This window comes from Microcoleus sp. S28C3 (assembly GCF_036700785.1).
In the GTDB taxonomy this organism is placed as follows: domain Bacteria; phylum Cyanobacteriota; class Cyanobacteriia; order Cyanobacteriales; family Microcoleaceae; genus Microcoleus; species Microcoleus asticus.
Genome location: NZ_JAUBPO010000067.1, coordinates 19536 through 44498 on the forward strand (window position 1 = coordinate 19536; position 24963 = coordinate 44498).

The following is a 24963-nucleotide window of genomic DNA, read 5'->3' on the forward strand; positions in this document are numbered from 1 at the left end:
CCGGGCATCATAAACTCGGTTTCTCGTTCTCACTCCTGTTGCTCCTAGGACTTTATTACATTCAGAAACCGGGTTTATTGCTCTAATTTCTACTAATTTAAGACGGGAATCTCGAAGTAATGCGATCGCTCACGGCTTTGGGCAGGTCTTATTGGCGAAATCACAGCTATAAATATAGGGTTTCTGCCAGTTCAGAGGAATTTGTAATAAATCCCTGGTTCCAGTCATTCCCTGTCCCAGAAAGAGCAGCACAGCGATCGAGTTCAAGATGACATGGATAGTGCGCCAGCGATTTGAGCGGTCTTTGTAAATGTCTTGAATGATCGCAAGGGAGAAAACCATAATTAGCGCAGCGGTGATGCCAATGTAGTAGTGAGACCAATACCATTCATTGGTTAGCCGATAAACGCCATCTTGAGTGCCAAGAATCACCAGACCAGTACCTGTTAGGGTGGCAAATATGCCGCGCCATAAAGCGGGTGTAGCTCGATAGAGCATCACCAAAGAGGCGATAGTTGCAACAAACATCAGCACAATGAAAATGACTTGAAACGAGTTTTTGCTCCAAACATCCTTGCTCAAAATATGCTCAAAAATCGGGTAGGCTAGACCCAACAACGTCACTCCTACCACAGAAGCTGACAAAATTCGACCTGCTTTGACGTGTTCTTGACCCACAACAGGTGGAATTTTGCTCTTGGTGTCGATCGCAATTTGCTTCCGACGCTGCATAGTTTGCCACGCCATATTGAGAACAACACCAAGCATAGGAAAAACAATCGCTACAGCTAAAATAGGATGCACCAAAACCAGAAAATCTTTAAATTCCATACAGCACCTTTTTCTTGAAGAGGGTTGGCTTCATCAACCCGGTTTTTGCGATACATAATATCATATCCGGCGATCTAACCACCGTAATTTTGTAGTCAGGACTAATAGTAATTGTTCATCGGTCAACAGAAAACTGAAGTCCTGACTGCAAAAACGCTTTATGAAGCGTAACTCACCGAATATGTTGATTGATAACAAGATATAGCAGTCGTCAATTGGGTGAGGTACAGCTTTCTCAATTACGCAATTACAATTACCTTGTTCTCAGGGAAATGAAAACTGCTGGCGGTAATGTCAGTGGTGGTTAGTGGCAACTAATTGCCTGCATCACTTTCAGCTTAGCGCAACAGTTCTTTGTTATTCAGAATAGCAGGCCAATTTTTGTTTGCTGAAGCAATGTGACCAGGGATATCCCCCATCCACTGTGCTTGTACTTTCTTGTCGTAGTTGAGATAAAGCTTCCCATTAACGATTTTCCAGGCGTCAGGCTGGGTGACAACAAGATTTCCTTCACTGGTAGCCTGGGCGCAATATCCACCGTATTGAGGAGCGTACTTTTCAGGATTTTGAGCAAACATATCACGGTTTGCTGCACTAGCAAACATCCAAGTTGTTCCACCCCAATTATGTTTAAATTGGCTAACTCCCATAACTAATTTGCTTTGAGTAAAATAGGCTACGACATCCTGACCATCAAGAGCCACACCTTTTTCAGTGTAGAACTGAGGATGAACGGTTGTTGTGCTGCTTTTACCAGCGCAAGGATTGGCTTTACCCGCGCAAGGATTGGCTTTACCCGCACAAGGATTGGCTTTACCAGCGCAAGGATTGGCTTTACCAGCGCAAGGATTGGCTTTACCCGCGCAAGGATTGGCTTTACCCGCACAAGGATTGGATTGTGCAACCTTGGATGAAACGGTTGTAGAGTTTGAGTTTGTTGAAGCCTTGAAGTTGGCGTAGCTAACATTAGTTGTTACCAAGCCTAGAATGGTGGCAATGGCGATCGTGGTAATGTATTTTACTTTCATGTGTCTAATTTCCAGATAAATTGTTAGTAATTCCACGCCAGATGTTTGCTTGAGAGTTCTTGCTCTCTGGCAATTATGCTGGCTTTTTGTTGTCCTCAAGATTTGAGGTTATTTGCATTAACGCTCAATAAAATGAGTGCTAGATGAGGAAGAGATGGATGGGAGATAAAACTCTGAATACTTTATACGCCACTTTCTTCAGCAAAAATTCATCTGGAAATTAGGAACGCATCATCTAGTTACCCCGAATGTCTTATAGAGTGGAGATTAATCCTGACTATCCTTTACAGGATTTATACAGTTTTGGCTTATAAACCCGGTTTCTTGGTAGATACCTCGTTGCTGAACCCAAGATTGCTGATGAGAAACTTAGTAGTGCAGTAATTTAACCGCGAGTTGAGAAATTATGACAGGACAAGACTGGTTAGTGACTGATGATGGACTGTGTAATATTTTTGAGGCTACAAGTCAAATTGAAGATTTGACCCATCCCTACCGACTTTACCGCTTTTTAACTGACTTGGAAGATGTATTAGACCAAATTAGTGATGATTATTTACGACTCCAGGCAATTTGTCCCCTTGTCCGCAGGTTGTTAGATAGTTCCTCCTGGTTTCAAATTGCTCTCCTTGAGCCTGACTCTGAGACAGGCTGGGCAGTACAAACACTTTATGATGAACCATTTTTTCCTCTGACGGTGCAGTTGGTGGCTTGGGCACCGGGTGCAGTTTCTCCGATTCACAATCATGCCAGTTGGGGATTGGTGGCGCTACTTGATGGACAGGAGAAAAATACTTTTTGGCAGCGATCGCCAACTCGCAAGTTTCCAGATAAAATCACAACAGTGGGAGATATTTTGCTTGCTCCGGGTGACGTTTTGTGCTTAATGCCAGATGCGATTCATCATGTGGAAGCACTGGGAGATAAACCAACCATTAGTTTTAATCTTTATGGTGTAACAGATTACGATCGGCGATTTGAGTTTAACCAGATTAAAGGCACTGCGGAAAACTTTTAAGATAGCAGTCCGATCGAAGCAAATATCAACTAATTTCAAATATAACGGGCGATTCTCGCGGCTGCAACAATTTTCGTCGGTTCTACGCGATAGTAATTTTATTTAGTTGAACTTTGACTCATTTTAATGCTTAATTATTCTCACTACCTGACGATAAAATGAATCTAATTCGCCAACTCATAGCCGCTATCAACCCTCTCACGGGCAAGCGAATTTCTACCTCTTCTCTTCAGTTTCGCCTGACGCTGGAATTGCTGGTACTCTCGATTTTAGGACTTAGCAGTGTGGCATTTTGGGCGGGCTGGCAAAGGTCGCAAAATCTAGTGGGTGCTCATAAACAAACCCTGGAATACATTGGAATACGCTTTCCAGAACAGGTTGAGCTTTATAGTGAAATGGGTTCACTAGAAATTGGCTTAACCCGAAGCGTCCATAAAGCTTCCACAGGAGGAATCATGGTGTGGGTGAAGCGAAATGATGGGATGCTTTTGGTGAATTCACCTGATATGGATCTGCAATCTTCTAAGATTACGAAGATGATCTCGTTGACGGAAGTACCTGCACAGCCGACTTTTGTTCAGGTGGGCGATCGCTATTTGGTGATCTGTAGCAGAACTCTGAGGATCAAAAATGAGTTATTGGGTACGGTATATTTCTCTCAAGATATCACTGATGAGCAACGTCAATTAAATGATGGGATTCGGAGTCTAATTGTTGTCAGTATTGTGGTAATCTTAGTGTTAATGTTGGCGATCGCCAGTCGCATTCGTCATGCTCTCCATCCTTTGGAACATATGAGTCAGGTAGCTAGCACTTTGTCTGCTGATAATTTGCAGGCGGCAAAACTCCAACTGCATCAGGCTCCTGATGAGATTTTAGGACTAGCACAAACCTTTAATGAGATGTTGTTTCGCTTATCTGGTTCTTGGGAGCAACAACGCCAATTTGTCGGTAATGTTTCCCACGAATTACGCACTCCTCTGACGGTTGTAGTTGGTTATTTACAAAGTTTGCTGCGACGCAGCACTAACTTAAGTGACTATCAGCAACAAGCGCTGGAAACAGCGGTTGGCGAAACTGAACGCACAATTCGGATGTTAGAAGATTTGCTCGATTTGGCACGGGCTGATAGTGGCAACTTGCACTTTCGTTTGAATCCGGTGATCCTGAATACTCTGGTGGCTGAGGTGGCCGAAATGAGTCAAAAAGTTAGCAATCGGAAAATTATTTTGGTGTCAAATGATGAGGATGTTGTAGCCTGTGCGGATCAGGATCGTTTACAACAAGTGTTAATTAACTTAGTGGATAATGCAATCAAGTATTCTGCTCCCGAACAACCAGTTGAGTTAGTCTTAGAAAAGAGGGAACAGCAGGTGATGATTCATGTGGGCGATCGCGGAATTGGTATTTCTCTCCCCCATCAAAACCGGATTTTTGAACGATTTTACCGGGTAGATGAGTCGATGACGCGCTCTAGAGACGGTACAGGGTTGGGATTGGCGATCGCCAAAAGCCTGATCGAAGGCATGGAAGGACGTATTACGCTCCGATCTAAACCGGGAGAAGGTAGTATTTTTACTATCACCTTACCTGTCTGGAATCCGCAGCTATGAGCGATCGCATTCTCCTTGTTGAAGATGACCCTAAACTGGCAAAGTTCATCGAATCTGAACTTAGTCTTGAAGGATATCACGTCACTGTCGCCCCCAATGGATTGGATGGATTAACGATCGCTCGTGATGCTCAGCCGGATTTATTAATTTTAGATTGGATGCTTCCCGGCATCTCTGGATTAGACATCTGTTTAAGGTTGCGATCGACTGGTATTCAAGTACCAATAATTATGTTGACAGCAAAAGATGAAGTACCCGATTGCGTGACGGGATTAAATGCTGGAGCCGATGATTATGTTACTAAGCCTTTCAGTATGGAAGAACTCCTCGCGAGAGTCAAAGCCCGTCTGCGCCGAACTCAACAAAATGACGCCGATAACTTACAATTTGAAGACCTAATTTTGAACGGTTTAACCCGTGAAGTTTATCGAGGCAATCAACTAATTGAACTCACTGCCAAAGAGTTTGATTTGTTAGAATTTATGCTGCGAAATCACCGTCAAGTGATTACCCGCGATCGAATTTTAGAAAAAGTCTGGGGTTACGATTTTATGGGCGAGTCAAACATTATTGAAGTGTATATTCGTGCGTTACGGATTAAGTTAGAAGCAAGTAACTCAAAACGCCTGCTGCATACGGTTAGGGGAGTTGGATACGTGCTGCGAGAGCAAAAGTGAGGAGGGGCGGATTTACAAATACTTGGGATATGAAGTATGGATACTGGTGAACCCGCTCCTATTATACTACCTATTTTTTTGTACCAAATCGACCTAGAAATCCGGTCGTTCCTGATAATCTTCCGCAGAACTCGGGTCTAATTCCCACCGACTTTCATCTCGATGTTCAAGCATATTTGTTGTGTGCAACATAGCCCCATCGGGCATTTCTATGCCCGCAGCGGCTCCGAGTTCGTCAACCATATCCAGGTCTGGAGTAGGCGCGGTTCCGCCCACCGATTGCTCGCCAGTGGCACTTTCTTGTTCCGCAGCAGGATCGGCATCCTCGCCGCCGATTTGGGAACTGGTGGAAGAGTATTCCGAACTGCTATCCTGCAGGGTTGTTATGTCGTCTTGGCTCAATCCCGGTTGATCGATGACGCCGGTACCGTAAGATTCGGTAATTTCTTGAGGCAATTCGCCCAAATTATCGCGGTCTGTTGTTGTTTTTGCATTGCCTTTTTTTTGCTGTGCCACGATACTTGCTCCTGTTTGTTTTTGAACTCAATTAAATTAAAAATGTCCGAATTTGGCTTTAACTGAATTGTTTTTAGTAATTGCCGATGGCTATAATTAAGTGGTATCTTAATTGCAATTTAAGCTTTTAGCTTCTATCTCAGGAAATATATTGATTAGGCTCAGCTATTTCATTGGGAATACAAAAAGCGATCGCCCATTTGAAAAGGGCGATCGCTTTTTAATGGGGAGGCTAATTCTATTCGGGAAAATCAGGAATTACCCATTTGGGGGGTTCCATCCGTTTCCTTCTCACCGCTTCCTCTGCTATTTCTAGCATTTTATCCAGAGAAGTATTTTCAATAAAGTTGGACGTTGCTTCTGCGTATTCCCGCTTCGGGCACTTGTCGCCCAGAACGCAGCCATTGACGCAAGCTACAGCACAATCGACAGTGTTCTCCACCATAACTTTTTTCCTTTCACACTTCCAACAACTAATAGGCACGTACTCTGGGTGAATTTGTCAAGAGACAGCTCTATATCTTTATTTTACTTCACAAATTGTCATCAAAGGTCGATCGCCAGCGCAAAACTGTTATAAAATCAAAGCAACCTACCTAATCTGCCGATCGTGAGTAATTTTCTGCGGCGCTTAAAACTTTTACCTTGGCGAGAAATGCTGCAAATTGCCGCCCTCGTCAACTCAATCGTGATTGGACTGGAGCTATTTTTAGCCTGGGGTTTCACGCAATCGCGGGCAATCCGCAACGGGGTGACGCTTCTCTACGGTTCCTCCCTCGGGATATTGATACCTTTTGCAGCAGCAGTGGGAATGGGAGCTTTAGCAGTGTACTTTTTAGAGTATTGGCAACAACAGTTTTTGCTCAACCGAATTAGTTTGTGGGTTTTAGTTTTGTGCCTGCTCTTGGGTTTGGTTTTAAAATCATTCCTACCCATACCTGCTTCTTTAGCAAGTTTATCAGAAACTGCACTAATAGGAATTGCGGTGGGAGTTTTTTGGAAGGGCCGGCCTTATTGGCGATAGTCATGCCATTTTAGATTTTAGATTTTAGATTTTAGATTGGCTATGACTGATGAAGATTCGGGTTTCGAGCTTGTCTACAGTTGCATTTTTTTGTGAAAATAGTATCATTAGTCAGTGGTCATTGGTTATTAGTCTATATGTAGGGTGCGCGTTGCGCACCTTACCGCTTCAAGCAAAAAATTCCTTCTTCCTTCTTCCTGACATCCGTTAAATCCGTTACCGAATCCGTTGCCGAACTTCTTCCTTCTTATGGCAGCCAAAAATCGGGAATGAATGTTTTAGTCAAACTGCGAGTAAACTGATTAATCTTTCTCCCGATTTGAATGTGCGGTTCGTCAGCTTCCACGGGAATAATTGCCGCTTTGTTTCCGATTCCGAAACGCGAAATTACCAAATTTGCCGCCTCCAAACCAGTAACATAAGCCTTTTCCTGCGACCAAGAACCGTGGCGGGTCACAACCCAATCGCCGCTCATCAATACATTATCATAACTTGTTACCGCAGGCAACAAATATTGATAGCTGCCAGGGGCAAAATGCGTTACCGCCCGCGACAGCCGAATCGCGCTGCTGTCAATTACTTTTGCTTCCTGAAAAGCGGGGATGCAAGTGGCTAAATCTCGCTGAACTAAGGAAACTATTTCCTCATCTTTCAGGGGAATTAATTGATTTGCGTGATAAAAGTCAGCTTCGACAACGGTTCCCGGTTCGGCTCGAAATTCGTCGTGCAAAGCATTCAAATCAAAAAACGTCCAACCCGTAGTTGAACTAAATCCAAAACAGGCATTAGAAGGCAGGGGAATGTCAATTTTTCGGTCAAACCACAGGCGAACAGCTAACACGTCAACTGCACCCAAATTCATCGCATCCCGAAACTCTTGGCGGCTTTGCAAAGCTGGACTGCTGCTGATGATTTTTTGCATTCCCGTGACGCCAACTGCAAAAATAACTGCATCTGCATCGAAGGTTTTGTCGCCGCAAACAACGCCACTTACTTGATTCTTGCTGTTAACACTCAAATCAGTAACTCGTTGGTTTGTCAATACTTTTGCACCGAGTTTTTCCAGGCGTTCGACCCAGGGGCGAAAGATTTTTTCTCCGACTGTTCCGCGACACCAAACTACGTCAAAATCCGGTTGGTGGGCTAAGATGAAATAATAAAGCATTCCCAAAGCTGCGGCGGCAGAACATTGTTCTCCAGGTGCAAATAAACCTACTAATAACATCGGTTCAAAAGCATCGCGGTACAGTCTTGCAGAAACGCCAAACTGTTTGAATAGTTCGCGGGCCGTGACGCGATCGTACCTGCGCCAAGCTTCGTCGGAATTGTCGAAATCTAGGACGGCGTAGAGTAAGGGCAAGGCTGAAAGCCGATCGACTAATGGCAACCTTTTAAATCGGGTGTAAAGAAAGGTTCCTAACGGTGTGGGCAGTCGCGGTTCGTCCTGAAAAATCGGCGATTCTACTTCCAATCCGGCGGGTGAATACTGACAAGAACGAGTCCAAGGCGTGAAGGGCTCTATTCCTAATTCCTTGACTAAGGAAAAGATGTTTTTGTAGGGATACCAGAAGCCATGAATCCCAGCTTCTACGGAACGCCCGCCGGCGGTTTTCCACCCTGCAACTAAGCCTCCCGGATAAGGGCCAGCTTCTAGCAGGGTGACATCATAGCCTTGCTGGGTTAGGTGATAGGTAGCGCCTAAACCGGCCCATCCTGCACCGACGACGACTATTTTTGGGGTTGACGATTCTGCTGACATTGCGTACCTCTTGATAATTTATTAATGATGACATAATTCATAAAATGCTGATTTGATATAAAATGTGTTGAATTATGTGCTAAATTTCGCTTGAGTGAATAATGAGTGTCAAAAACCGCCAGCAGACTAACTTGTTGCTGCTATTATTTCCCGCCACCGTATGGCTGATGGTTTTCTTCATTTTGCCAGTGCTAATTGTACTGTTGTACAGTTTCTTAGAACGCGGTACTTACGGCGGTGTTACTTGGATATTTACTCTCAGCAACTACCAGCGTTTGTTCAGCGGGCTTTTCTTAGGAGTAATTGGGCGATCGCTCTGGCTGGCTTTTTTGACAACTGCCGCTTGCTTGTTAGTTGGCTATCCCCTAGCATTCTTCATCGCCACCCGTTCTCCCCGCTGGCGAAATGCTTTGCTTTTGCTGGTAATTATTCCATTTTGGACTAATTTCTTAGTGAGAACCTACGCCTGGATCATACTCCTGCGCAGCGAAGGAGTAGTTAACACAGCCTTGCAAAGCCTGCAAATTATTAGCGAACCGTTAAACTTGCTTTTTACACCTTTCGCTGTGGCGATCGGTCTTATTTACGGCTATTTACCTTTCATGGTTTTGCCTTTATATTCTAGCATAGAACGCTTCAATTTTTCACTTGTAGAAGCCGCTCACGATTTAGGGGCAAACGATCTCCGCACTTTATGGCGCGTATTTTTACCATTAACAAGCCGCGGTATTGTTGCAGGATCTATTTTAGTTTTTGTTCCCGCCGTCGGCGCTTTCATCACACCGGATATATTGGGGGGATCTAAAACAGTTATGGTGGGAAATTTGATTCAAAATCAGTTTATGAAAGCCCGCGACTGGCCTTTTGGATCGGCCCTTTCTATGCTACTGACGGTCATCATATTGATTCCGGTTTTAATTTACTTCCGCGTGTCTGACGAAACTTAAACAGGTAGATTGAGATTTACAGTTGGGTGGGGGCGGGTTTATGAGATTATTGGTATTAGGCACAGATTGTCTGTAAAACCCGCCCCTACAGGCGAACCTATTTTTGACTAATGACTAAACTAGATTTACTCGTGCGGGCGATCGGCAAAAAGTGGCTTTTGGTACAAGCTGCACTAGCATTTGCCTTTCTTTACTTGCCAATTCTCATCTTAATTATTTACTCCTTTAACGCCTCCAGATTCAATGCCGTTTGGCGCGGGTTTACCCTCGATTGGTACCGCAGTTTGTTTGGCAATGCAGGCGGGACGATTGCTACGAGTAGTAGCGCCGGAATTGTGACAGCCCTTAACAACAGCTTGCTAATTGCAGCTATTTCGACTGTGTTAGCCACAATTTTTGGTACAATGATCGCGCTAGCACTCGAACGCTTTCATTTCCCAGGACGCAAAGCAGTAGAGGCTTTACTGTTTTTGCCGATTATCATGCCCGAAATTACGATCGGCATTTCGCTGCTAGTTTTCTTTACCCTAGTATTTCGGATCGTAGAAAATCTCACGGGAATTCGCCTCAATCTCGGCTTACCTACCGTAATTATCGGTCACGTTGTCTTTAATATTTCCTTTGTGACTATTACTGTCAGGGCGCGTTTGGCGGAACTAGATCCTCAATTAGAACAAGCAGCTTTTGACTTAGGCGCTAACGAATGGCGGGCTTTTTGGCGCATCACTCTACCTCTAATTTGGCCCGCTATTTTCAGCGCGGCACTCCTGGCTTTTACTCTGTCGCTGGACGATTTTGTCGTGACATTCTTTACCACGGGCGTCGGTTCGATGACGCTGCCGCTATTTGTTTACGGAATGATAAAATTTGCAGTGACGCCAGCGATTAATGCCATTTCAACTTTGATGCTGTTCGCTTCCTTATTGCTGGTTCTATCATCGTTTAAAGTTCAAAAAAGTTAAACATTTTGCTTTATGTGTCATAATTATTGTCGTCTGCAACTAACACAACCTATGAAACGCCTGCTGACTTTCTTAATTTTGTTTGTGATCAGTGCAACGGTGGCTTTCGGCTGTAGCCCCACAGGTGGCAACCAGCAGCAAGTTCTCAGCATTTACAATTATGCAAGTTATATCGCCCCAGAAGCGATCGCCCAATTCGAGAAAGAGAACAATGTTAAAATTCAATACGACACTTTCGAGAACAGCGACGCACTCTATGCCAAACTCAAACAGGGAAACCCCGGTTACGACTTAATATTTCCAGCCGATTACATGGTGAAAATCATGATCGCAGAAAATATAATTGAGCCGCTGAATTTAAACAATATTCCCAATCAAAAAAACCTAGAACCTAAGTTTATAAATCAAGCTTTTGACCCGGGGAATAAATATTCTCTGCCCTACCAGTGGGGAACAATGGGAATTGGCTACAACGTAAAAACCACCAAGGGCGATATCAACAGTTGGGCGGCGATGTTCGACCCGAAATATACCGGAAAAGTGGCGTGGCAAGACGATGCCAGATACACATTTGCAGGAGTTTTAATGTATTTAGGATTTGATCCAAATACAACCAATCCCGAAGAGATTAACAAAGCCCGCGATTTGCTGATTAAAAGTAAAAATCTCATTGCCGCTTTTGTCCCCGACAACGGTCAGAACCTGCTCGATCAAGGAGAAGTAAATCTGACGATGGAATGGAGCGGCGATATTTTTCAGGTGATGACAGAAAATCCCAATCTCCGCTACGCTATTCCCAAAGAAGGAACAATTATCTTTTCTGACAACATGGCAATTCCCAAAGGTGCGCCCCAAAAAGAGTTAGCCGAGAAATTTATTAACTTTATTTTGCAGCCAGAAGTAGGGGCCCAAATTTCCAATTTTACCCACTTCGGCTCGCCCAACAAAACAGCCATCGATCGAGGTTTAATCGACCCGAAAGATTTGAAAAATCCTCAAATTTACCCGCCGGCTGAGGTGTTTGGCAAAATGAAATTATTGCAGGATGTCGGGAAAGCAACTGCATTGTACGATCGAGCTTGGACGGAAGTTAAAGCAGGGGCCGGAAAGTAAGCTATTCCACATTTAACTCTTGTGGGGCGTTGCTCAAAGCCCGCCCCACAAGAGTTAAATGATTTATTGAGAAGCAATTTAAATGCTGATTAGCTGAGATAGAACCCGGAGGGTGCGTCTGCACAGCGTAATTTTATAGATAAACTATAGGCTAATCCCTGAAGCACCCTAGCAGGATAGATAACAATGCACGCCGTCGAAATTTTAGACGTTTCCAAAGTATTTAAAAGTGTCCGCAGTCAAGATTTCTTAGCTGTAGATAACATCAACCTGCAAATTTACGATCGAGAATTCTTTTCTTTACTCGGCCCTTCCGGTTGCGGCAAAACTACTACTTTGCGAATGATCGCGGGTTTTGAAATTCCCACAGCGGGCGAAATTTACATTCACGGCCAACCGATGCAAAATCGCCCGCCATTTCACCGCCCAGTAAATACGGTATTTCAAAACTATGCTTTATTTCCGCACATGACAGTAGCACAAAATGCCGCTTTTGGGTTGGAAATGGAGAATTTGCCTCAGAAAACAATTCGCGATCGCGTTGTTGAAGCCTTAGCATTAGTACAGTTAACCGATGTAGAAAAACGCTATCCCCGCCAACTCTCAGGGGGACAGCAGCAGCGAGTAGCGCTAGCAAGAGCATTAGTCAAACAGCCGTCTGTTTTGCTGTTGGATGAACCCCTAGGAGCGCTGGATTTAAAATTGCGCAAAGAGATGCAATTAGAATTAAAAAAAATGCAGCGAAAATTGGGAATTACGTTTATTTATGTAACTCACGACCAAGAAGAAGCGCTAACAATGTCGGACAGAATTGCAGTAATGGAGGGAGGAAAACTGCAACAAGTCGGGACGCCTGTTGATATTTATGAATATCCTAAAACGCGGTTTGTTGCTGATTTTATTGGGGACAGCAATTTTTTAAGCGGGCAAGTTGTAGAAAAGCAAAACGGTCAAATAATAGTGTTGGTTGACCAGCAGTTGCCCGTGTTAGTTGCGACAGCAGAAGATTTGCCCGCTGGTAAAGTTGTTACCCTGGTGTTGCGGCCAGAAAAAGCTGCTATTTACCCGGCTAATTATGATGCTGAAAATAGCTGGCCGGGAATAGTAGAAGAGGCTATTTATATTGGCACTGACACGCGCTATACGGTGCGGTTGACTGCTAAAAGTTCGATCGCCCTTCGCCGACAAAACTTGCACAGAGATGACTTGCAGCGACACCAAGTCGGCGACAGCGTTCGAGTTGCCGTGCCGCCGGAAAGTATCTGTATTTTATAGCAGCAGGAAGAAGGCAGACACGACACGGGTTTTCACACAAATACACGTACTATAGCGACACTCAGGAGTCATGAGTATAGCACTTACACATCAATACCAAATAAAACGGGTTTTTCAGTAGGTAAACCGATCTATTTCTACTGCTCCAAGTGCTTTTAGGGTTGATTTTTGAGCATCAGTTAGACCCGTAACACCTATAATATTCATACCTTCGTAAAGCCTGGGCGATCGCATTTTTTTTACACATTCTCCTGTCTCCATCTCCCACAGCTTAATAGTTCCATCGGCACTGCCACTGGCTATGGTTTTACCATCGAGAGAAATTGCGATCGCCCATATCTGAGATGAATCATTCTGTAACATTTTAACACATTCCCCGGAGCACACATCCCACAACCGGATCGTTTTATCGTGACTGCCACTGACCAAAACTCGCCCATCTGGACTAAACCGGACGCACCATACCAAAGCCTTGTGTCCCTCGAAGGTTTTCAGACATTCTCCCGACTCAATATCCCACAGTTTTATCGTTTTGTCGTCACTGCTGGTTGCTAAAATCTTTCCATCCGGACTGAAAGCAACTGAAAACAGCAAACTGGTATGACCTGAAAGGGTTTTGAAACATTCCCCAGAGCAAACATCCCACAATCTCACCAGCCTATCATCGCTGCCACTGGCTAAAATTGTGCCATCTGGACTGAAAGCAATTGACCAAGCACGACAACAATCTGACAAAATTTGGTAACATTCACCAGTCCGAACATTCCATAATCGGAGATTATGAAAATTATCGCTACTTGCTAATGTGCGACCATCTGGACTGAAACTAACAGAAAATACAAAGTTGTTGGCAATGCTTTTACCTTCCTGCATTACCCGCAGCAATTGACCCGTAGCGACATCCCACAAACGGATAATGCCACGACTACTGCTGCTAGCAAGCACTTGACCATCTGGACTGAAGGCAACACACCAAACCCAATTTGTATGTCCTGGCAGTGTTTTGCTGCATTTACCAGATTCCACTTCCCATAATTTGAGCGTTGTGTCATCGCTACCGCTGGCTAAAAACTGCCCATCTGGACTAAAAACAAGTGATTTAATCCCAGCGCTGTAGCCATACAAAGTTCTCAATGATTCTCCTGTTTGCGTATTCCAGAGGGTAACGGTGCAATCTAAGCTACCACTTGCCAGAGTATGACCTTGCGGGTGAAATGCGATCGACCATATCCAACCGCAGTGTTTCTGCATAACTTGGCAACACCGTCCAGTCGCAACATCCCAGAGTCGCACCGTGCAATCATAGCTGGCACTGGCGATCGCACAACCATCTGGACTAAATGCGACTCCTACGACAGGATCGGTATGTGCCTGCAGAATCTTTAAACATTGTCTCGTAGAAATATCCCACAAACGAACCGTACAGTCCCAACTGCCGCTAACCAAGGTTTGACCATCTGGACTAAAAGCGATCGATCGAACGATGTGTGTATGCCCTTCCAATGTGTTAATAATTTCCCCTGTTTCAAGCTGCCATAATTTTATAGTTTTGTCGTAACTACAACTCACCAAAAGCTTACCATCTGGACTAAAAATCACCGCCGTTACAAAATTCGCGTGTCCCAGAAGCGTATTTAAACATTCACCAGTTGCCACATCCCACAACTTAATTGTGCAGTCCCAACTCCCAGTAGCTAAGGTTCGACCATCGGGACTAAATGCAACGGAACCTGCCCATCCGGTATGCTCTGTTAATGTTTGAATACACTCACCCGTAGCCAAATCCCATAACTTGACGATGTGGTCAAAAGATGCACTTGCTAAAGTTTGATTGTTGGGACTAAAAGCGACACCAGCAATCCAACTGCTGTGTCCTTCACAGGTGAGAAAATCTCGATAATCTTGGGTGCGACAGACTCGAATTTTACTATCGAGGTTGCCAACTGCCAAAAAATTACCATCTGGGCTAAAGGCAACAGATATAGCTCCATTTGAATTACTGGTAAGGACGGATTTAGACAGATCGGAATTAGCAAAGTTAACTCCATGCAAGTTTGTACCAATGAGATAAGCTTGCCAAATGCTCAAGTTCGAGAAATCATAGCCGCTTAATTCTATTTTCTGTTGAAGTAACAGATTAATCAGATTTCCACCACCATATCCAACAGAATTAGGAAATTGCGATCGCAGACAAAACAAAACTTGATTTAGTTCATATTCAAAATCTTTTTTAGATCGCAACTCCCCCATTATTCGTTCAGCCAGCGGTGCTAAAATTAATCGAATTTGACTTTCCCGAATGTAATCTTTTGCTTCTGCTTTGATTAGCGCATGGGTGACGAATAGATCGAGATTTTTTGACTTAATTTCCCGCTCAAATCCTTCGATTAACTGTTCGGTAACATACTCCATTACCACAGGTTGTAAGCTGAATTTTCCGGCATTCTTCTCGATTAGCGATCGCCTGCTCAGAGATGACAAAGCATCCAGCAGTTTAGATTGTGAGGGGATGGAAACAAAATCTGCCCGTAAGTCGGTTATAGAAATCCATTCTCGATCGATCGCCAGCCAATACATCACCTGCTTTTCCAAGTCGGACAACCGCCGAAATTGTCCGTTTAGCAGAATATTGATATCTCCAAACGCGATCGCTCCATGCTCCAAAAAGTTGGTAATATTGCCATCAAATAAATCTAGAACAGTGGTCGAGACAATTTTGAGTACCAGTGGATTGCCACAATAATGTTGAGTTAAATTTATCCAATCGGTTGCAGTTTCGGAAAAACAGCTATTGGCTTGTAAAATTTCTTGCACTTCCAAGGAACTTAACCCGATTAAGGGTAAGGTTCGCACAGGTGAGGTTTCGCCTTCCAACGACATCAAAGCTGTGGGTTTTTCCCGACTTGTCAAAACAAGACAACTAGAATGGCATTCGCTTCCCACTCGTCTGAGAACTTCCTCGTAGCCCTCATAGCCTTCTCGGTATTGCCCTGCTTCGGATATTGCCCCATCCGCACCCCCTAGAATCGCATCAAAATTATCCAGGATCAAAAGACAGCGTGAGGAGCGTAAATACCCCATCAGTTGAGAGACTTGAGCCTCAAGCGATGTCGGGAGTGATATTTCTTGTTGGTTAGATAGAATTTGAATCAGCGTTGATAATACGTCCTCAAGCGGTGGTGCATTGCGCAAGGAATACCAGATGAGAAAGTCAAATTCATTTTGAAGTGCGATCGCTACTTTTGCAGCCAATGAGGTTTTGCCAATTCCACCCATTCCTACAACGCCAACCAAACGACAGGAGTCGGTAACAATCCATTGTTGCAGTCGCACTAATTCCTGATTTCGACCGTAGAATGTGGAGACATCAACCATTTCTCCCCAGTGGCGGTGCGTTGCAATTTCTTGTTGTTGAACTTGCAGTTGCAGCGGTGGTATTTTTTCTATCTCTGTGTTCACTAATTCGACGGTTGTCTGACGCGATCGCCGTCCTATGACTGCTTGAAGATTGCTTTTAGTAACCTTTTCTCCAAGTTCAGCACTGAGTAGTTGCCATAACTTGTAACCCACATCCTTAATATAACTAGCGTCATAGCCAGCGCGATCTGCAATATCTAAATAAGATAGCCCTTCCCAAGATTCGCGAAATACAATCTCTTGGATGTTGCTGAGGGAAGTTGGGGCGATCGCTGTATCTAAAATTCTCAGCGCTTCTTCCACAGTCATAACTTTACAGCACCTCTAATTTAGTCTCCTGAGATCTTGCGGTTATTCGCGTTAGAAGGGTTAAGAGGGCCCATCACACAAGAAAAATTAACCTCTTGTGGGGTAGGCGTCTCCCCGGCTTAGTCTATGGATGCAAAATCTGAGTCTTCTTACTTTAACAAGACTTTTCTAGATTTTTCCGAAAATAGCACTCTCAACAGTTACAGCAGATTTCAGTGCAGAGATAGAGGACACAGCAGTGCCGTTTCCCTACAGCGATCGATTTCCGGGGTAAGTAACCCGGATTTAGTATTAGGCACCAATACCAAAGAAACCGGGTTTTTTATCCTTACTGCGGTTTGCAGCGAAGGATTTTCGTCCATCAACCCGGTTTGCGATCGCTCGTGCGAAAGTCGTATGACTTTTTCAGACTATTTTTTCCTGACTTTTTACGACTTTTTCTTGTCGTCGAACTGATACCGATTGTTTAACTTGGGTTTATAGCAAAACAAAGTCTTGCAATTTCAACAACAAGACTCGCTCAATTCCCAATCACCTATTTGGGTGATTGTCTTTAAACAACAGGAGAAAGTAACATGGCAACCATCACAGGTACCGAAGGCAATGACAACCGGTTCGGCACATTTGAGAATGACATAATGAGAGGCTTTGGAGGAAACGACACTCTTACAGGTGGCTTTGGTGATGACCTACTGTTGGGTGGGTCGGATAATGACCAACTGTTTGGTGAGAATGGTAATGACACACTCGATGGTAGCTCAGGTCAAGACCAACTGTTTGGTCTTGGTGGTAATGACCAACTGTTTGGTCGCGCAGGTAATGATGTACTGATTGGCATTGGACCTTTTTTTGAGAATGAATTTGACAGCCTGACCGGTGGCGGTGGGGCAGATATATTTGTCATTGGTCTGGCCCAGGGCCCCTTTGGCTACAGCGGACCTGACCATGCTATAATTCGCGATTTTTTCTCGTCAGACGGTGACAGAATTGCGGTCCAAGGTAGCGTCTCAGATTACCGATTTGTGTCTAACCAAAATGTTTCTGGTAATGCAGCAAACGATACGCAAATATTCAAAGGCAATGACCTATTTGCCATTGTTAACGACAGATTGGTGTCGAGCTCTAACTTGTTTACCAATACAGGCAATAACCTCTTCTAGGCTGGCGATCGCAAATCAATTAAAACCTTACTGATTGGATCGCAATCCTATTTGAGAGGTGCATTACTCGCAGGCTAACTGGAATTTCTCCCTATGGGGGAAGTTCCGATTAAAAAGAGTCAAAAATTATCGATCGAAGATGTCGATCTACCGAGTCGGAGTTGAGAGCCTCCGCGCTTTTAGCCCGAGGGTGAAAACAAGAGAAAGACTTTTGTAGTTATGCACATCCAACAAGTTCCCAAACTCGCAAACTTTTAAGGTGGGGGAATTTCCGGCGAGGGGGAAGGCGCGGGAATCTCCGCAGGAGTTGGTTCTGGCGACGGCGCGGGAATCTCCGCAGGAGTTGGTTCTGGCGACGGCGAGGGACTCTCAGCACCGGGCGAGGGACTCTCACTCTCAGCACCGGGCGAGGGACTCTCAGCACCGGAGGAGGGAATATCGGCACCGGGGGAGGGAATATCCGCAGGAGTTGGGGCGGTAGTTTCCGGCGGTGGCGGCAGTTGTTCGGGATCGGGGTTCTGGTTTTGGAGGCTGCGCACCCACAAACCTAAACCCGCGAAGACTAGCATCAGCCCCAACAGCCCCACCAGGGGCAGCCAAAGCTTGGGCTTCGGTTTTTGAACTGGTTCCGGGGCGGGGGCAGTTTCGGGGTACAGCAACTGTTTGGAGGATTCAGAAAGCTGAGATTCTGGCATCCTCCCGGTTTTCTGGAGGGATGCAGATCCTGACATCGGCAGCGACACCGAAGCTGCTGACACCGGCGCTGACACTGGCGCTGACGCCACCGCCGGATCGAACAGTACCAATCTCTCCGGCGACATCCGACAGTGAGTCGCTACCACAGAGGTGTTGTCGTAACCGTTTTTCTCGTTGGCGAGACGAATCCAAGACTGAACCGCGGCTTCCAAAGACATTTTGCCCTCAAGCACCTCTGGGCCGTAATTCTCCCAAGATTTCTCTACCCAGTCGTTGTCGCTCAAACCGTCGGAGCACAGCAGCAGTAAGCCTTCCTCTTCGACAATAAATCGGTGAATCGTCGGGCGCAGGAAATCGCCGTCCCGCGTACCCAAAGCTTGAGTCAGGGCTCCTGCATCCGATCGCAGTTGAGTTTCCCAGTATAAACTGTGTCCTAGCTGTACTTCCCTTGAGGCTACGTCGTCGTCCACAGTCAGCCGCTGACAGTAATTTTTGCCAATCCAATAAGCGCGGCTGTCTCCAACATTGACTAAATAAAGTTCGTGGCTGTTATTCGAGGGCAAATCCTCGGAAATTTTCACTTTTTGAGGCAACTGGAGGGCCATCACTAAAGTCGTCCCCATCCGCTGCCGCAACTCTTTTCCCTGCTCGTTATTTTGAGCGGAAATCACATTATTCACAACTCTCACTATTTCTTCGAGTTGCTTGATGACCATTGTTGGCGTCATCAACTCTTCTTGTTGAGTGATTTCTGAGAGCAAATTTTGGATTAAAGCTTTCAGGGACTGCACGGCTAATTGACTGGCAACTTCTCCTCCTTCGTGACCTCCAACCCCGTCGCAAACCATTGTCAAGTAAGGAATTAGTTTGTCGCCACCTGAAGTTTTGCTAGATTGAAAATCAGCAGCAGTCGGATAGCAACTGTCTTCATTTTGGGAGCGCTGCGGCCCCGTATCGGTCATGCCGACTACTTCTAAGTGCAGAGGCAATTTAGCGGCTTGTTCTAATAGTAAATCGTTTAGTTCCAGGGCGATCGCGTCGAAATTCATGCTGCTGCGGCGCATAAACTGACAAATCTCTCCGAGTTTCGGCTGCACCTCGGGTTGCGCTGATTCCACCAAACCTGACCACACATCTCCCAAATCCCGCAGCGTCGGCACAAAATTGCCGGCGTGCAGTTCCAGCAGGCGTACCCGCCAACCTTCCACCCGCAAATTTTCCGGTACCAGCAAACTCGAAGCGACTCCCTGTTCCGACAGCGGTATCCACAGTTGGAGCATTTGCCACAGCCAGTAAACTTGGCGCGCGGCGCTTGTCCCAGACCAAGATTCTAAAATAGAAGGATACAAGCGACCGAAATTATTGATGGGCACATTTTCCAACAACAGCACCTCTGCCGCTTCCGGTGCTTCCCCCAGCGAACAAAAACCGTATACTTCCGGCGTATGCAGCCGTTGGGGATACAAATGCAGGTAAGGCATAATCGTATCCGGCAGTTGTTCCGGGACGCTCGGAGGCAAAGCTGGACGGCTGTCGAGCCAGATTTGGGGTGCAATGACAAAGTATCGATCGGCTATTACCTTACCCGCCGGCACTTCCTCGGCTGCTTGCCCTACCGCCCACACGTAGCGATAAATTAAATCGGTTTCGCAAGCTGCACAGTGCTGGCGGCCAAAGGTATTGCGGGGCTCGGCACAGCTAAGATTCGGGCAATAAATGGGTTCGGAGAAACTGCTGATCATATCGAAATAGTTTGTGTAAAAAGATTCTGAAGATATATGATTCGCCAGCCCAAATTCATGAGCTTGAGAATAAACTGATTTTAGCCCCTATCAATTTCTTAACTGCCTTTGGGCCCCTAGAAATTGTAGTTTCTGCCAGTCTGCACCGACTAAAATTGTAATTTAAGTTACTAAACTCTGACTTCGAGTAGGATGGAGGCCTCAACCTGGTAAGGCTGCGCGACAAATCGCTCTGAGGGCGCGCAAGTGGCAAACCCTTGCACAGTCAGTTGTTTGCAATTGTTAAATCTTAAATTTCCAATCTAAGATCTAAATAGTATCACCTATTCTTTTTATGATCTGGACTCCCACGCTCCTTTGGCTGCTAGCTGGGTCTTTGCTCTGTTTGGCAGAGCTATTTCTCCCGACTGCTTTTGTCGCTTTTATGATGGGACTGAGCGCCTTCGCTGTAGCTGGATGCTCTCTAGTTCTACCTTACGTTAATTTACAAATATTCCTGTGGATGGTATTCTCGACAGTTTTTGTGCTGCTGTCCCGGCGGTTGATACCAAAAGGCAAGGCAAGGGCGATCGCAGATTCTCAGGAAGCAAAAACTTTAACAGAAATTCCCCCCGGAGAAGCCGGCCGAGTCATTTATGAGGGGAATTCTTGGCAAGCTCGCTGCGAAGACACCAAGGCCACTATCCCCCCCAACCAAAACGTAATTGTCGTGGGACGAAAAGGCACTACTCTGATAGTTTTGCCAGAACATTTATTGCATTCTTAAACAAAATGCGTAATTAATCACAGACAATTAGTAGTTAGTCATTAGTCATTAGTCATTGGTTATTAGTCAGTAGTCATTAGTCATTAGTCATTAGTCCACAAACAGTCAACAGTTAACAGTTAACAGTTAACAGTCAACAGTCAACAGTCAACAGTCAACATTTATAGGAGGCGACCGTGGAACAATTTTTTTTACTTGTATTTTTAGCACTAGGCGGGTCAGCCCTCGCAGGTTCCGTCAAGATTATCAATCAGGGAAATGAAGCGCTGGTGGAAACTTTAGGTAAATACAGCGGCAAAAAACTGGAACCAGGTTTGAATTTTGTCAAGCCGTTTCTCGATCGCGTCGTTTACGAGCAAACAATTCGGGAAAAAGTCTTAGATATTCCCCCGCAAGCTTGTATTACCCGGGATAACGTTTCTATCACAGTTGATGCTGTGGTTTACTGGCGGATTGTAGACTTGGAAAAAGCCTGTTACAAAGTAGAAAATCTCCAGTCAGCAATGGTAAATATGGTGCTGACTCAAATTCGCGCCGAAATGGGTCAACTGGATCTCGAACAAACCTTTACTGCTCGTTCTCAAATTAATGAAATCTTGCTCAGAGATTTAGATATTGTTACCGATCCTTGGGGAGTGAAAGTAACGCGGGTAGAATTGCGCGATATTATCCCTTCTAAAACTGTACAGGAATCGATGGAATTGCAGATGGCAGCCGATCGACGGAAGCGGGCGGCAATTCTGACATCCGAGGGCGAACGCGAGTCAGCAGTTAACAGCGCCAAAGGTAAAGCTGAAGCGCAAGTTCTGGATGCGGAAGCCCGCCAAAAAGCGACTATTTTGGAGGCGGAAGCTCAACAAAAGGCGATCGTCCTGAAAGCTCAAGCAGAACGCCAAAGTCAGGTTTTGAAAGCTCAAGCTACTTCGGAGGCTTTGCAAATAATCGGCAAAACTCTCCAAACTGACCCCAATGCCGGCGAAGCTTTACAATTTTTGTTAGCTCAAAACTATCTGGATATGGGTCAAAAAATTGGCACCAGCGACAGCAGCAAGGTGATGTTTATGGACCCGCGCAGCATTCCCGCTACGATGGAGGGATTGCGATCGATTGTTGGGGAAAGTAATAAGGCTGATTAGCCAGTTGGCAGTTGGCAGTTGACTGTTAACTGCTGACTGTTGTGATTAACTATTACCTATTACCAAATTTAAGATTCTTGAGCCAAAGTACACCGATCGCACAATCCGAAAAACTCTAAAGTGTGATAATAAATCTTGAAAGAATGAGATTGTTGCAGTTGGCTTTCTAAGTGGTGAACCGGGCATTCGTCGATCGTAATTGACGCGCCGCATTCCAGACAAGTTAGGTGGTGTTGATCTTGGTGGGCGGCACCGTAGAGAGACTCGCCACTAGCGAGGGTTCTGACGTGAACGAACCCCTCTCGCTTTAAACCGTCGAGGGAGCGGTAAACGGTTGCTAAGCCCATGCTTTGGTCGCTGTTACGCAGTTCTAAGTAGATATCTTGCGCTGAGAGCGATCGATTCAGGACTTTGAGCAAGTTTAAAATACGCTCCTGACTGCGGGTGTGGTTGGTTCTCATAATTTTTTTCTCGAATCTGCTGGAATCAAATTTGTCCCTATTTCTAGGCTATCTCACTTGGGGGAGTTAAATGGCGATCGGCGCGCTGCTCGGTTGTAGAATAAAATGGCGCTAACTTTCACATCACCTACCGCAACATTCCCGTGACTCAGAAATATCTTGCCCAAATCTATGTTACCCTCCGCCCTTCGGTTTTAGACCCCGCCGGCACTGCCGTACAGTCTGGTTTGCAACACATGGGATACGACAATGTTGAGCGCGTGCGTATCGGGAAATACGTTGAATTGACGCTGACTGCTGCTGGTGAGTCGGAGGCCCGCGAACAACTCGATCGCGTTTGCGACCAACTTTTGGCGAATCCAGTTATTGAAAATTATCGCTTTGATTTGACTGAAATTCCTGTTGCTGTGGAGACAGCGGCGACATAAATGCGATCGCCCCTAGGGTGTTTTTAAACCCGGAGATCCCCCCTAACCCCCCTTAATAAGGGGGGGACAAGAGGGTTCTCAAAGTCTTTGTTAAAAAGCGGGGACAAGAGCATTCAAAGTCTCTGTTAAAAACGCGGGAACTCGGAACACTCAAAGTCCCCCTTCTTAAGAGGAATTTAGGGGTATCTAAACTTTGATACAAGCGAGAGAAACATAAGATTTTAGTCTTAAGTTGACACCTCTTCCTTCTTCCTTCTTCCCTCTTCCTTCTTCCTTCTTCCTTCTTCCCTCTTCCTTCTTCCTTCAGCTTATGAAATTTGGAGTTATTGTTTTTCCGGGTTCAAATTGCGATCGCGATGTGGTGTGGGTGACTCAAGGGTTACTACACCAACCGACGCGGATGATTTGGCACGAAGATACCGATATTTCGGATATTGATGTCATTGTAATTCCCGGTGGTTTCAGTTACGGAGATTATTTGCGGTGCGGCGCGATCGCCCGTTTTTCTCCGGCGATGCGGGCTACTGCGGAACACGCGAAACAAGGAAAGCTTGTATTGGGCATCTGCAACGGTTTTCAGGTGTTGACTGAAGCTGGTTTGTTGCCCGGTGCTCTGGTGCGGAATGCGGGATTGAATTTTATTTGCGATCGCGCTTCTTTGAAAGTTGTACGGGGTAATACTCGTTGGACTGCGGCTTATACTACGGGTGAAATCATCGATTTGCCGATCGCCCACGGTGAAGGCAATTATTATGCTGATGCGGATACATTAGCAGAGTTAGAAGATCACAATCAAGTGCTGTTTCGCTACTGCACAGAGGCGGGCAAAATTAGCGATGCTGGCAATCCCAACGGTTCGTTAAATAATATTGCCGGCATTTGCAATCGCCAAGGCAATGTGTTAGGAATGATGCCGCATCCAGAACGGGCATCCGATCCGATGTTGGGCGAAACTGATGGGGTGAAATTGTTTCAAAGCTTGCTGATGGCAACTGTTGCTGCTGTTTTGTAGTTGATATTTGCCTCGGATTTTATGAACAGGCAAGATGCCTGTTCCACAGTAGATTAAATTTGTTGTGGGGTGGGCATCTTGCCCGCCCAAAATGAACAGCCAAGATGCCTGTTCCACAAAACATCAAGTTTGTTGTGGGGTGGGCATCTTGCCCGCCCAAAAAATGAACAGCCAAGATGCCTGTTCCACAATACATCAAGTTTCTTGTGGGGTGGGCATCTTGCCCGCCCAAAAAATACAATTTAGATTCGGGACAGCTTACCAACTTTTGAAAAGAAGAATATTTATTTTATGCCACTAATCGACTTAGCTAATTTTAAAACTAGGGTTATTGGATGCAGTGCGGTGATGGCGGTCGGGCAACTTATTTCAAATGCGATCGCCAATCCAGCAACTCAAGCAGCAGCGGGTATGATGGGCGGCCCGATCGCACTTGGGGGAGTTTCTATTTTAGCAGCGATTGCTGGTAGTATCGCTGAGACTATGGCCGCTGATGAACTGGCAAATCGGATGACGGAAGGGTTGAGTAAAAATCCGAGGATTCTCGATAATCACGATTTGATTAAGGCGGCGGGTGAGGCGATCGGCTATATTTTGAGAGAGGTTGCGAAGTCCGATCGCCTAATTGCGATCGCCGAAACCAAAAATTTGCCTTATCCAGAAACAGCACTCAGTCAATTAGCCGAGAAAACTCCTGAATACTGGCTGGATATTAACACGAATACAGCCGACTTGTCAAGGGGTTTAAATATTTCCGAAGACCAGTTAGCCAAGATTTTTTCTGTGGATGCCGAGGAGTTCGATCGAGTTACCGGATTGACAGCGACAGATTGGGCAACTTTCCTCAACGAATTCGCGGCCAGCGAGGGCAAATCCTTCGATGCGGAAATCGTGGAATTTGTCGCGGACAAGCTGTACGCAGCATTCCCGAAAGCGTACCGCGAAGTGCTGAAACTGGATGCGGCGAATGGAGGAGAAAAGTTTGCCGCGATGCTGTCAACAGTTCGGACATATTTTGGGAGAGTCAGGCTCTGAGAGAGCCGTATTCTAGGAGTTTTCGGTAGTTTGGATTT

23 protein-coding genes are annotated in these 24963 nt (G+C 45.5%); 15 read left to right on the forward strand and 8 right to left on the reverse strand.

Features of this window, described 5'->3' with window-relative positions; translation table 11 throughout:
* Window positions 1-129: 129 nt before the first annotated feature.
* Entirely contained in the window at window positions 130-831 is a 702-nt protein-coding gene (locus QUA13_RS19780) for a DUF4079 domain-containing protein (RefSeq protein WP_333201190.1), read from the reverse strand.
* A gap of 338 nt (window positions 832-1169) precedes the next feature.
* Window positions 1170-1895 carry a YHS domain-containing (seleno)protein gene (locus tag QUA13_RS19785; RefSeq protein ID WP_333201191.1) on the reverse strand — a complete coding sequence of 242 codons (726 nt, stop codon included), beginning with the start codon at window positions 1893-1895 and terminating at the stop codon, window positions 1170-1172.
* A gap of 370 nt (window positions 1896-2265) precedes the next feature.
* On the opposite strand from QUA13_RS19785, the gene QUA13_RS19790 reads away from it, so the two are divergent.
* From QUA13_RS19790 to QUA13_RS19800, 3 genes are all read left to right on the forward strand, one after another.
* Window positions 2266-2877 carry a cupin gene (locus QUA13_RS19790; protein WP_333201193.1) on the forward strand — a complete coding sequence of 204 codons (612 nt, stop codon included), beginning with the start codon at window positions 2266-2268 and terminating at the stop codon, window positions 2875-2877.
* Between the two features lie 158 nt (window positions 2878-3035).
* Window positions 3036-4490 (forward strand): HAMP domain-containing sensor histidine kinase, encoded by a 1455-nt coding sequence (locus tag QUA13_RS19795; protein WP_333201195.1) that lies wholly within the window; start codon window positions 3036-3038, stop codon window positions 4488-4490.
* The gene (locus tag QUA13_RS19800; RefSeq protein ID WP_333201197.1) at window positions 4487-5167 is read left to right on the forward strand and encodes a response regulator transcription factor; all 681 of its coding nucleotides are present in this window, start codon (window positions 4487-4489) and stop codon (window positions 5165-5167) included. The genes QUA13_RS19795 and QUA13_RS19800 overlap by 4 nt, the downstream gene beginning before the upstream one ends.
* Before the next feature lie 93 nt (window positions 5168-5260).
* Here QUA13_RS19800 and QUA13_RS19805 read toward each other — a convergent pair whose 3' ends face one another.
* Together QUA13_RS19805 and QUA13_RS19810 are read right to left on the reverse strand one after the other, a co-directional pair.
* Window positions 5261-5683 (reverse strand): DUF6335 family protein, encoded by a 423-nt coding sequence (locus QUA13_RS19805; RefSeq protein ID WP_333201199.1) that lies wholly within the window; start codon window positions 5681-5683, stop codon window positions 5261-5263.
* A 238-nt stretch (window positions 5684-5921) separates the two neighbouring features.
* The gene (locus QUA13_RS19810; RefSeq protein ID WP_190734170.1) at window positions 5922-6128 is read right to left on the reverse strand and encodes a hypothetical protein; all 207 of its coding nucleotides are present in this window, start codon (window positions 6126-6128) and stop codon (window positions 5922-5924) included.
* 165 nt (window positions 6129-6293) lie between these two features.
* Between QUA13_RS19810 and QUA13_RS19815 the strand changes: the two genes are divergently transcribed.
* Window positions 6294-6707 (forward strand): peptide chain release factor 1, encoded by a 414-nt coding sequence (locus tag QUA13_RS19815; RefSeq protein ID WP_333201201.1) that lies wholly within the window; start codon window positions 6294-6296, stop codon window positions 6705-6707.
* A gap of 247 nt (window positions 6708-6954) precedes the next feature.
* Here the strand turns inward: QUA13_RS19815 and QUA13_RS19820 are convergent, their stop codons facing one another.
* Entirely contained in the window at window positions 6955-8466 is a 1512-nt protein-coding gene (locus QUA13_RS19820) for an FAD-dependent oxidoreductase (protein ID WP_333201204.1), read from the reverse strand.
* Window positions 8467-8567: 101 nt separating this feature from the next.
* Between QUA13_RS19820 and QUA13_RS19825 the strand changes: the two genes are divergently transcribed.
* The 4 genes from QUA13_RS19825 (at window position 8568) to QUA13_RS19840 (ending at window position 12763) form a co-directional block, all read left to right on the forward strand.
* Window positions 8568-9413, forward strand: a complete 846-nt coding sequence (locus QUA13_RS19825; RefSeq protein WP_333201206.1) for an ABC transporter permease — start codon at window positions 8568-8570, stop codon at window positions 9411-9413.
* Between the two features lie 110 nt (window positions 9414-9523).
* Window positions 9524-10375, forward strand: a complete 852-nt coding sequence (locus QUA13_RS19830; RefSeq protein WP_333201208.1) for an ABC transporter permease — start codon at window positions 9524-9526, stop codon at window positions 10373-10375.
* Between the two features lie 51 nt (window positions 10376-10426).
* Window positions 10427-11488, forward strand: coding sequence for a spermidine/putrescine ABC transporter substrate-binding protein (locus QUA13_RS19835; protein ID WP_333201210.1), 1062 nt, complete (start codon window positions 10427-10429; stop codon window positions 11486-11488).
* A 186-nt stretch (window positions 11489-11674) separates the two neighbouring features.
* On the forward strand, window positions 11675-12763 hold the full coding sequence (locus tag QUA13_RS19840) for an ABC transporter ATP-binding protein (RefSeq protein WP_333201212.1): 1089 nt from the start codon (window positions 11675-11677) through the stop codon (window positions 12761-12763).
* Window positions 12764-12877: 114 nt separating this feature from the next.
* Here QUA13_RS19840 and QUA13_RS19845 read toward each other — a convergent pair whose 3' ends face one another.
* A complete protein-coding gene (locus tag QUA13_RS19845; RefSeq protein ID WP_333201214.1) occupies window positions 12878-16489 on the reverse strand; it encodes a WD40 domain-containing protein in 3612 nt (1203 codons plus the stop codon).
* A gap of 126 nt (window positions 16490-16615) precedes the next feature.
* On the opposite strand from QUA13_RS19845, the gene QUA13_RS19850 reads away from it, so the two are divergent.
* Both QUA13_RS19850 and QUA13_RS19855 read left to right on the forward strand, forming a co-directional pair.
* The gene (locus QUA13_RS19850; RefSeq protein WP_333201216.1) at window positions 16616-16945 is read left to right on the forward strand and encodes a hypothetical protein; all 330 of its coding nucleotides are present in this window, start codon (window positions 16616-16618) and stop codon (window positions 16943-16945) included.
* A 119-nt stretch (window positions 16946-17064) separates the two neighbouring features.
* Window positions 17065-17649 (forward strand): calcium-binding protein, encoded by a 585-nt coding sequence (locus tag QUA13_RS19855; RefSeq protein WP_333201218.1) that lies wholly within the window; start codon window positions 17065-17067, stop codon window positions 17647-17649.
* Window positions 17650-17903: 254 nt separating this feature from the next.
* On the opposite strand, the gene QUA13_RS19860 is transcribed toward QUA13_RS19855, so the two are convergent.
* Window positions 17904-20087, reverse strand: a complete 2184-nt coding sequence (locus tag QUA13_RS19860; RefSeq protein WP_333201220.1) for a protein phosphatase 2C domain-containing protein — start codon at window positions 20085-20087, stop codon at window positions 17904-17906.
* A gap of 334 nt (window positions 20088-20421) precedes the next feature.
* On the opposite strand from QUA13_RS19860, the gene QUA13_RS19865 reads away from it, so the two are divergent.
* Together QUA13_RS19865 and QUA13_RS19870 are read left to right on the forward strand one after the other, a co-directional pair.
* Window positions 20422-20853 carry an NfeD family protein gene (locus tag QUA13_RS19865; protein WP_172184866.1) on the forward strand — a complete coding sequence of 144 codons (432 nt, stop codon included), beginning with the start codon at window positions 20422-20424 and terminating at the stop codon, window positions 20851-20853.
* Window positions 20854-21029: 176 nt separating this feature from the next.
* Window positions 21030-21989 (forward strand): SPFH domain-containing protein, encoded by a 960-nt coding sequence (locus QUA13_RS19870; RefSeq protein WP_333201222.1) that lies wholly within the window; start codon window positions 21030-21032, stop codon window positions 21987-21989.
* A gap of 68 nt (window positions 21990-22057) precedes the next feature.
* Here the strand turns inward: QUA13_RS19870 and QUA13_RS19875 are convergent, their stop codons facing one another.
* Window positions 22058-22450 (reverse strand): Fur family transcriptional regulator, encoded by a 393-nt coding sequence (locus tag QUA13_RS19875; RefSeq protein WP_172184862.1) that lies wholly within the window; start codon window positions 22448-22450, stop codon window positions 22058-22060.
* Window positions 22451-22593: 143 nt separating this feature from the next.
* On the opposite strand from QUA13_RS19875, the gene purS reads away from it, so the two are divergent.
* From purS to QUA13_RS19890, 3 genes are all read left to right on the forward strand, one after another.
* Entirely contained in the window at window positions 22594-22878 is a 285-nt protein-coding gene (gene purS, locus QUA13_RS19880; RefSeq protein WP_333190389.1) for a phosphoribosylformylglycinamidine synthase subunit PurS, read from the forward strand.
* Window positions 22879-23188: 310 nt separating this feature from the next.
* Window positions 23189-23890 (forward strand): phosphoribosylformylglycinamidine synthase subunit PurQ, encoded by a 702-nt coding sequence (gene purQ, locus QUA13_RS19885; protein WP_172184858.1) that lies wholly within the window; start codon window positions 23189-23191, stop codon window positions 23888-23890.
* 291 nt (window positions 23891-24181) lie between these two features.
* A complete protein-coding gene (locus QUA13_RS19890) occupies window positions 24182-24925 on the forward strand; it encodes a hypothetical protein (RefSeq protein WP_333201224.1) in 744 nt (247 codons plus the stop codon).
* Window positions 24926-24963: the final 38 nt, after the last annotated feature.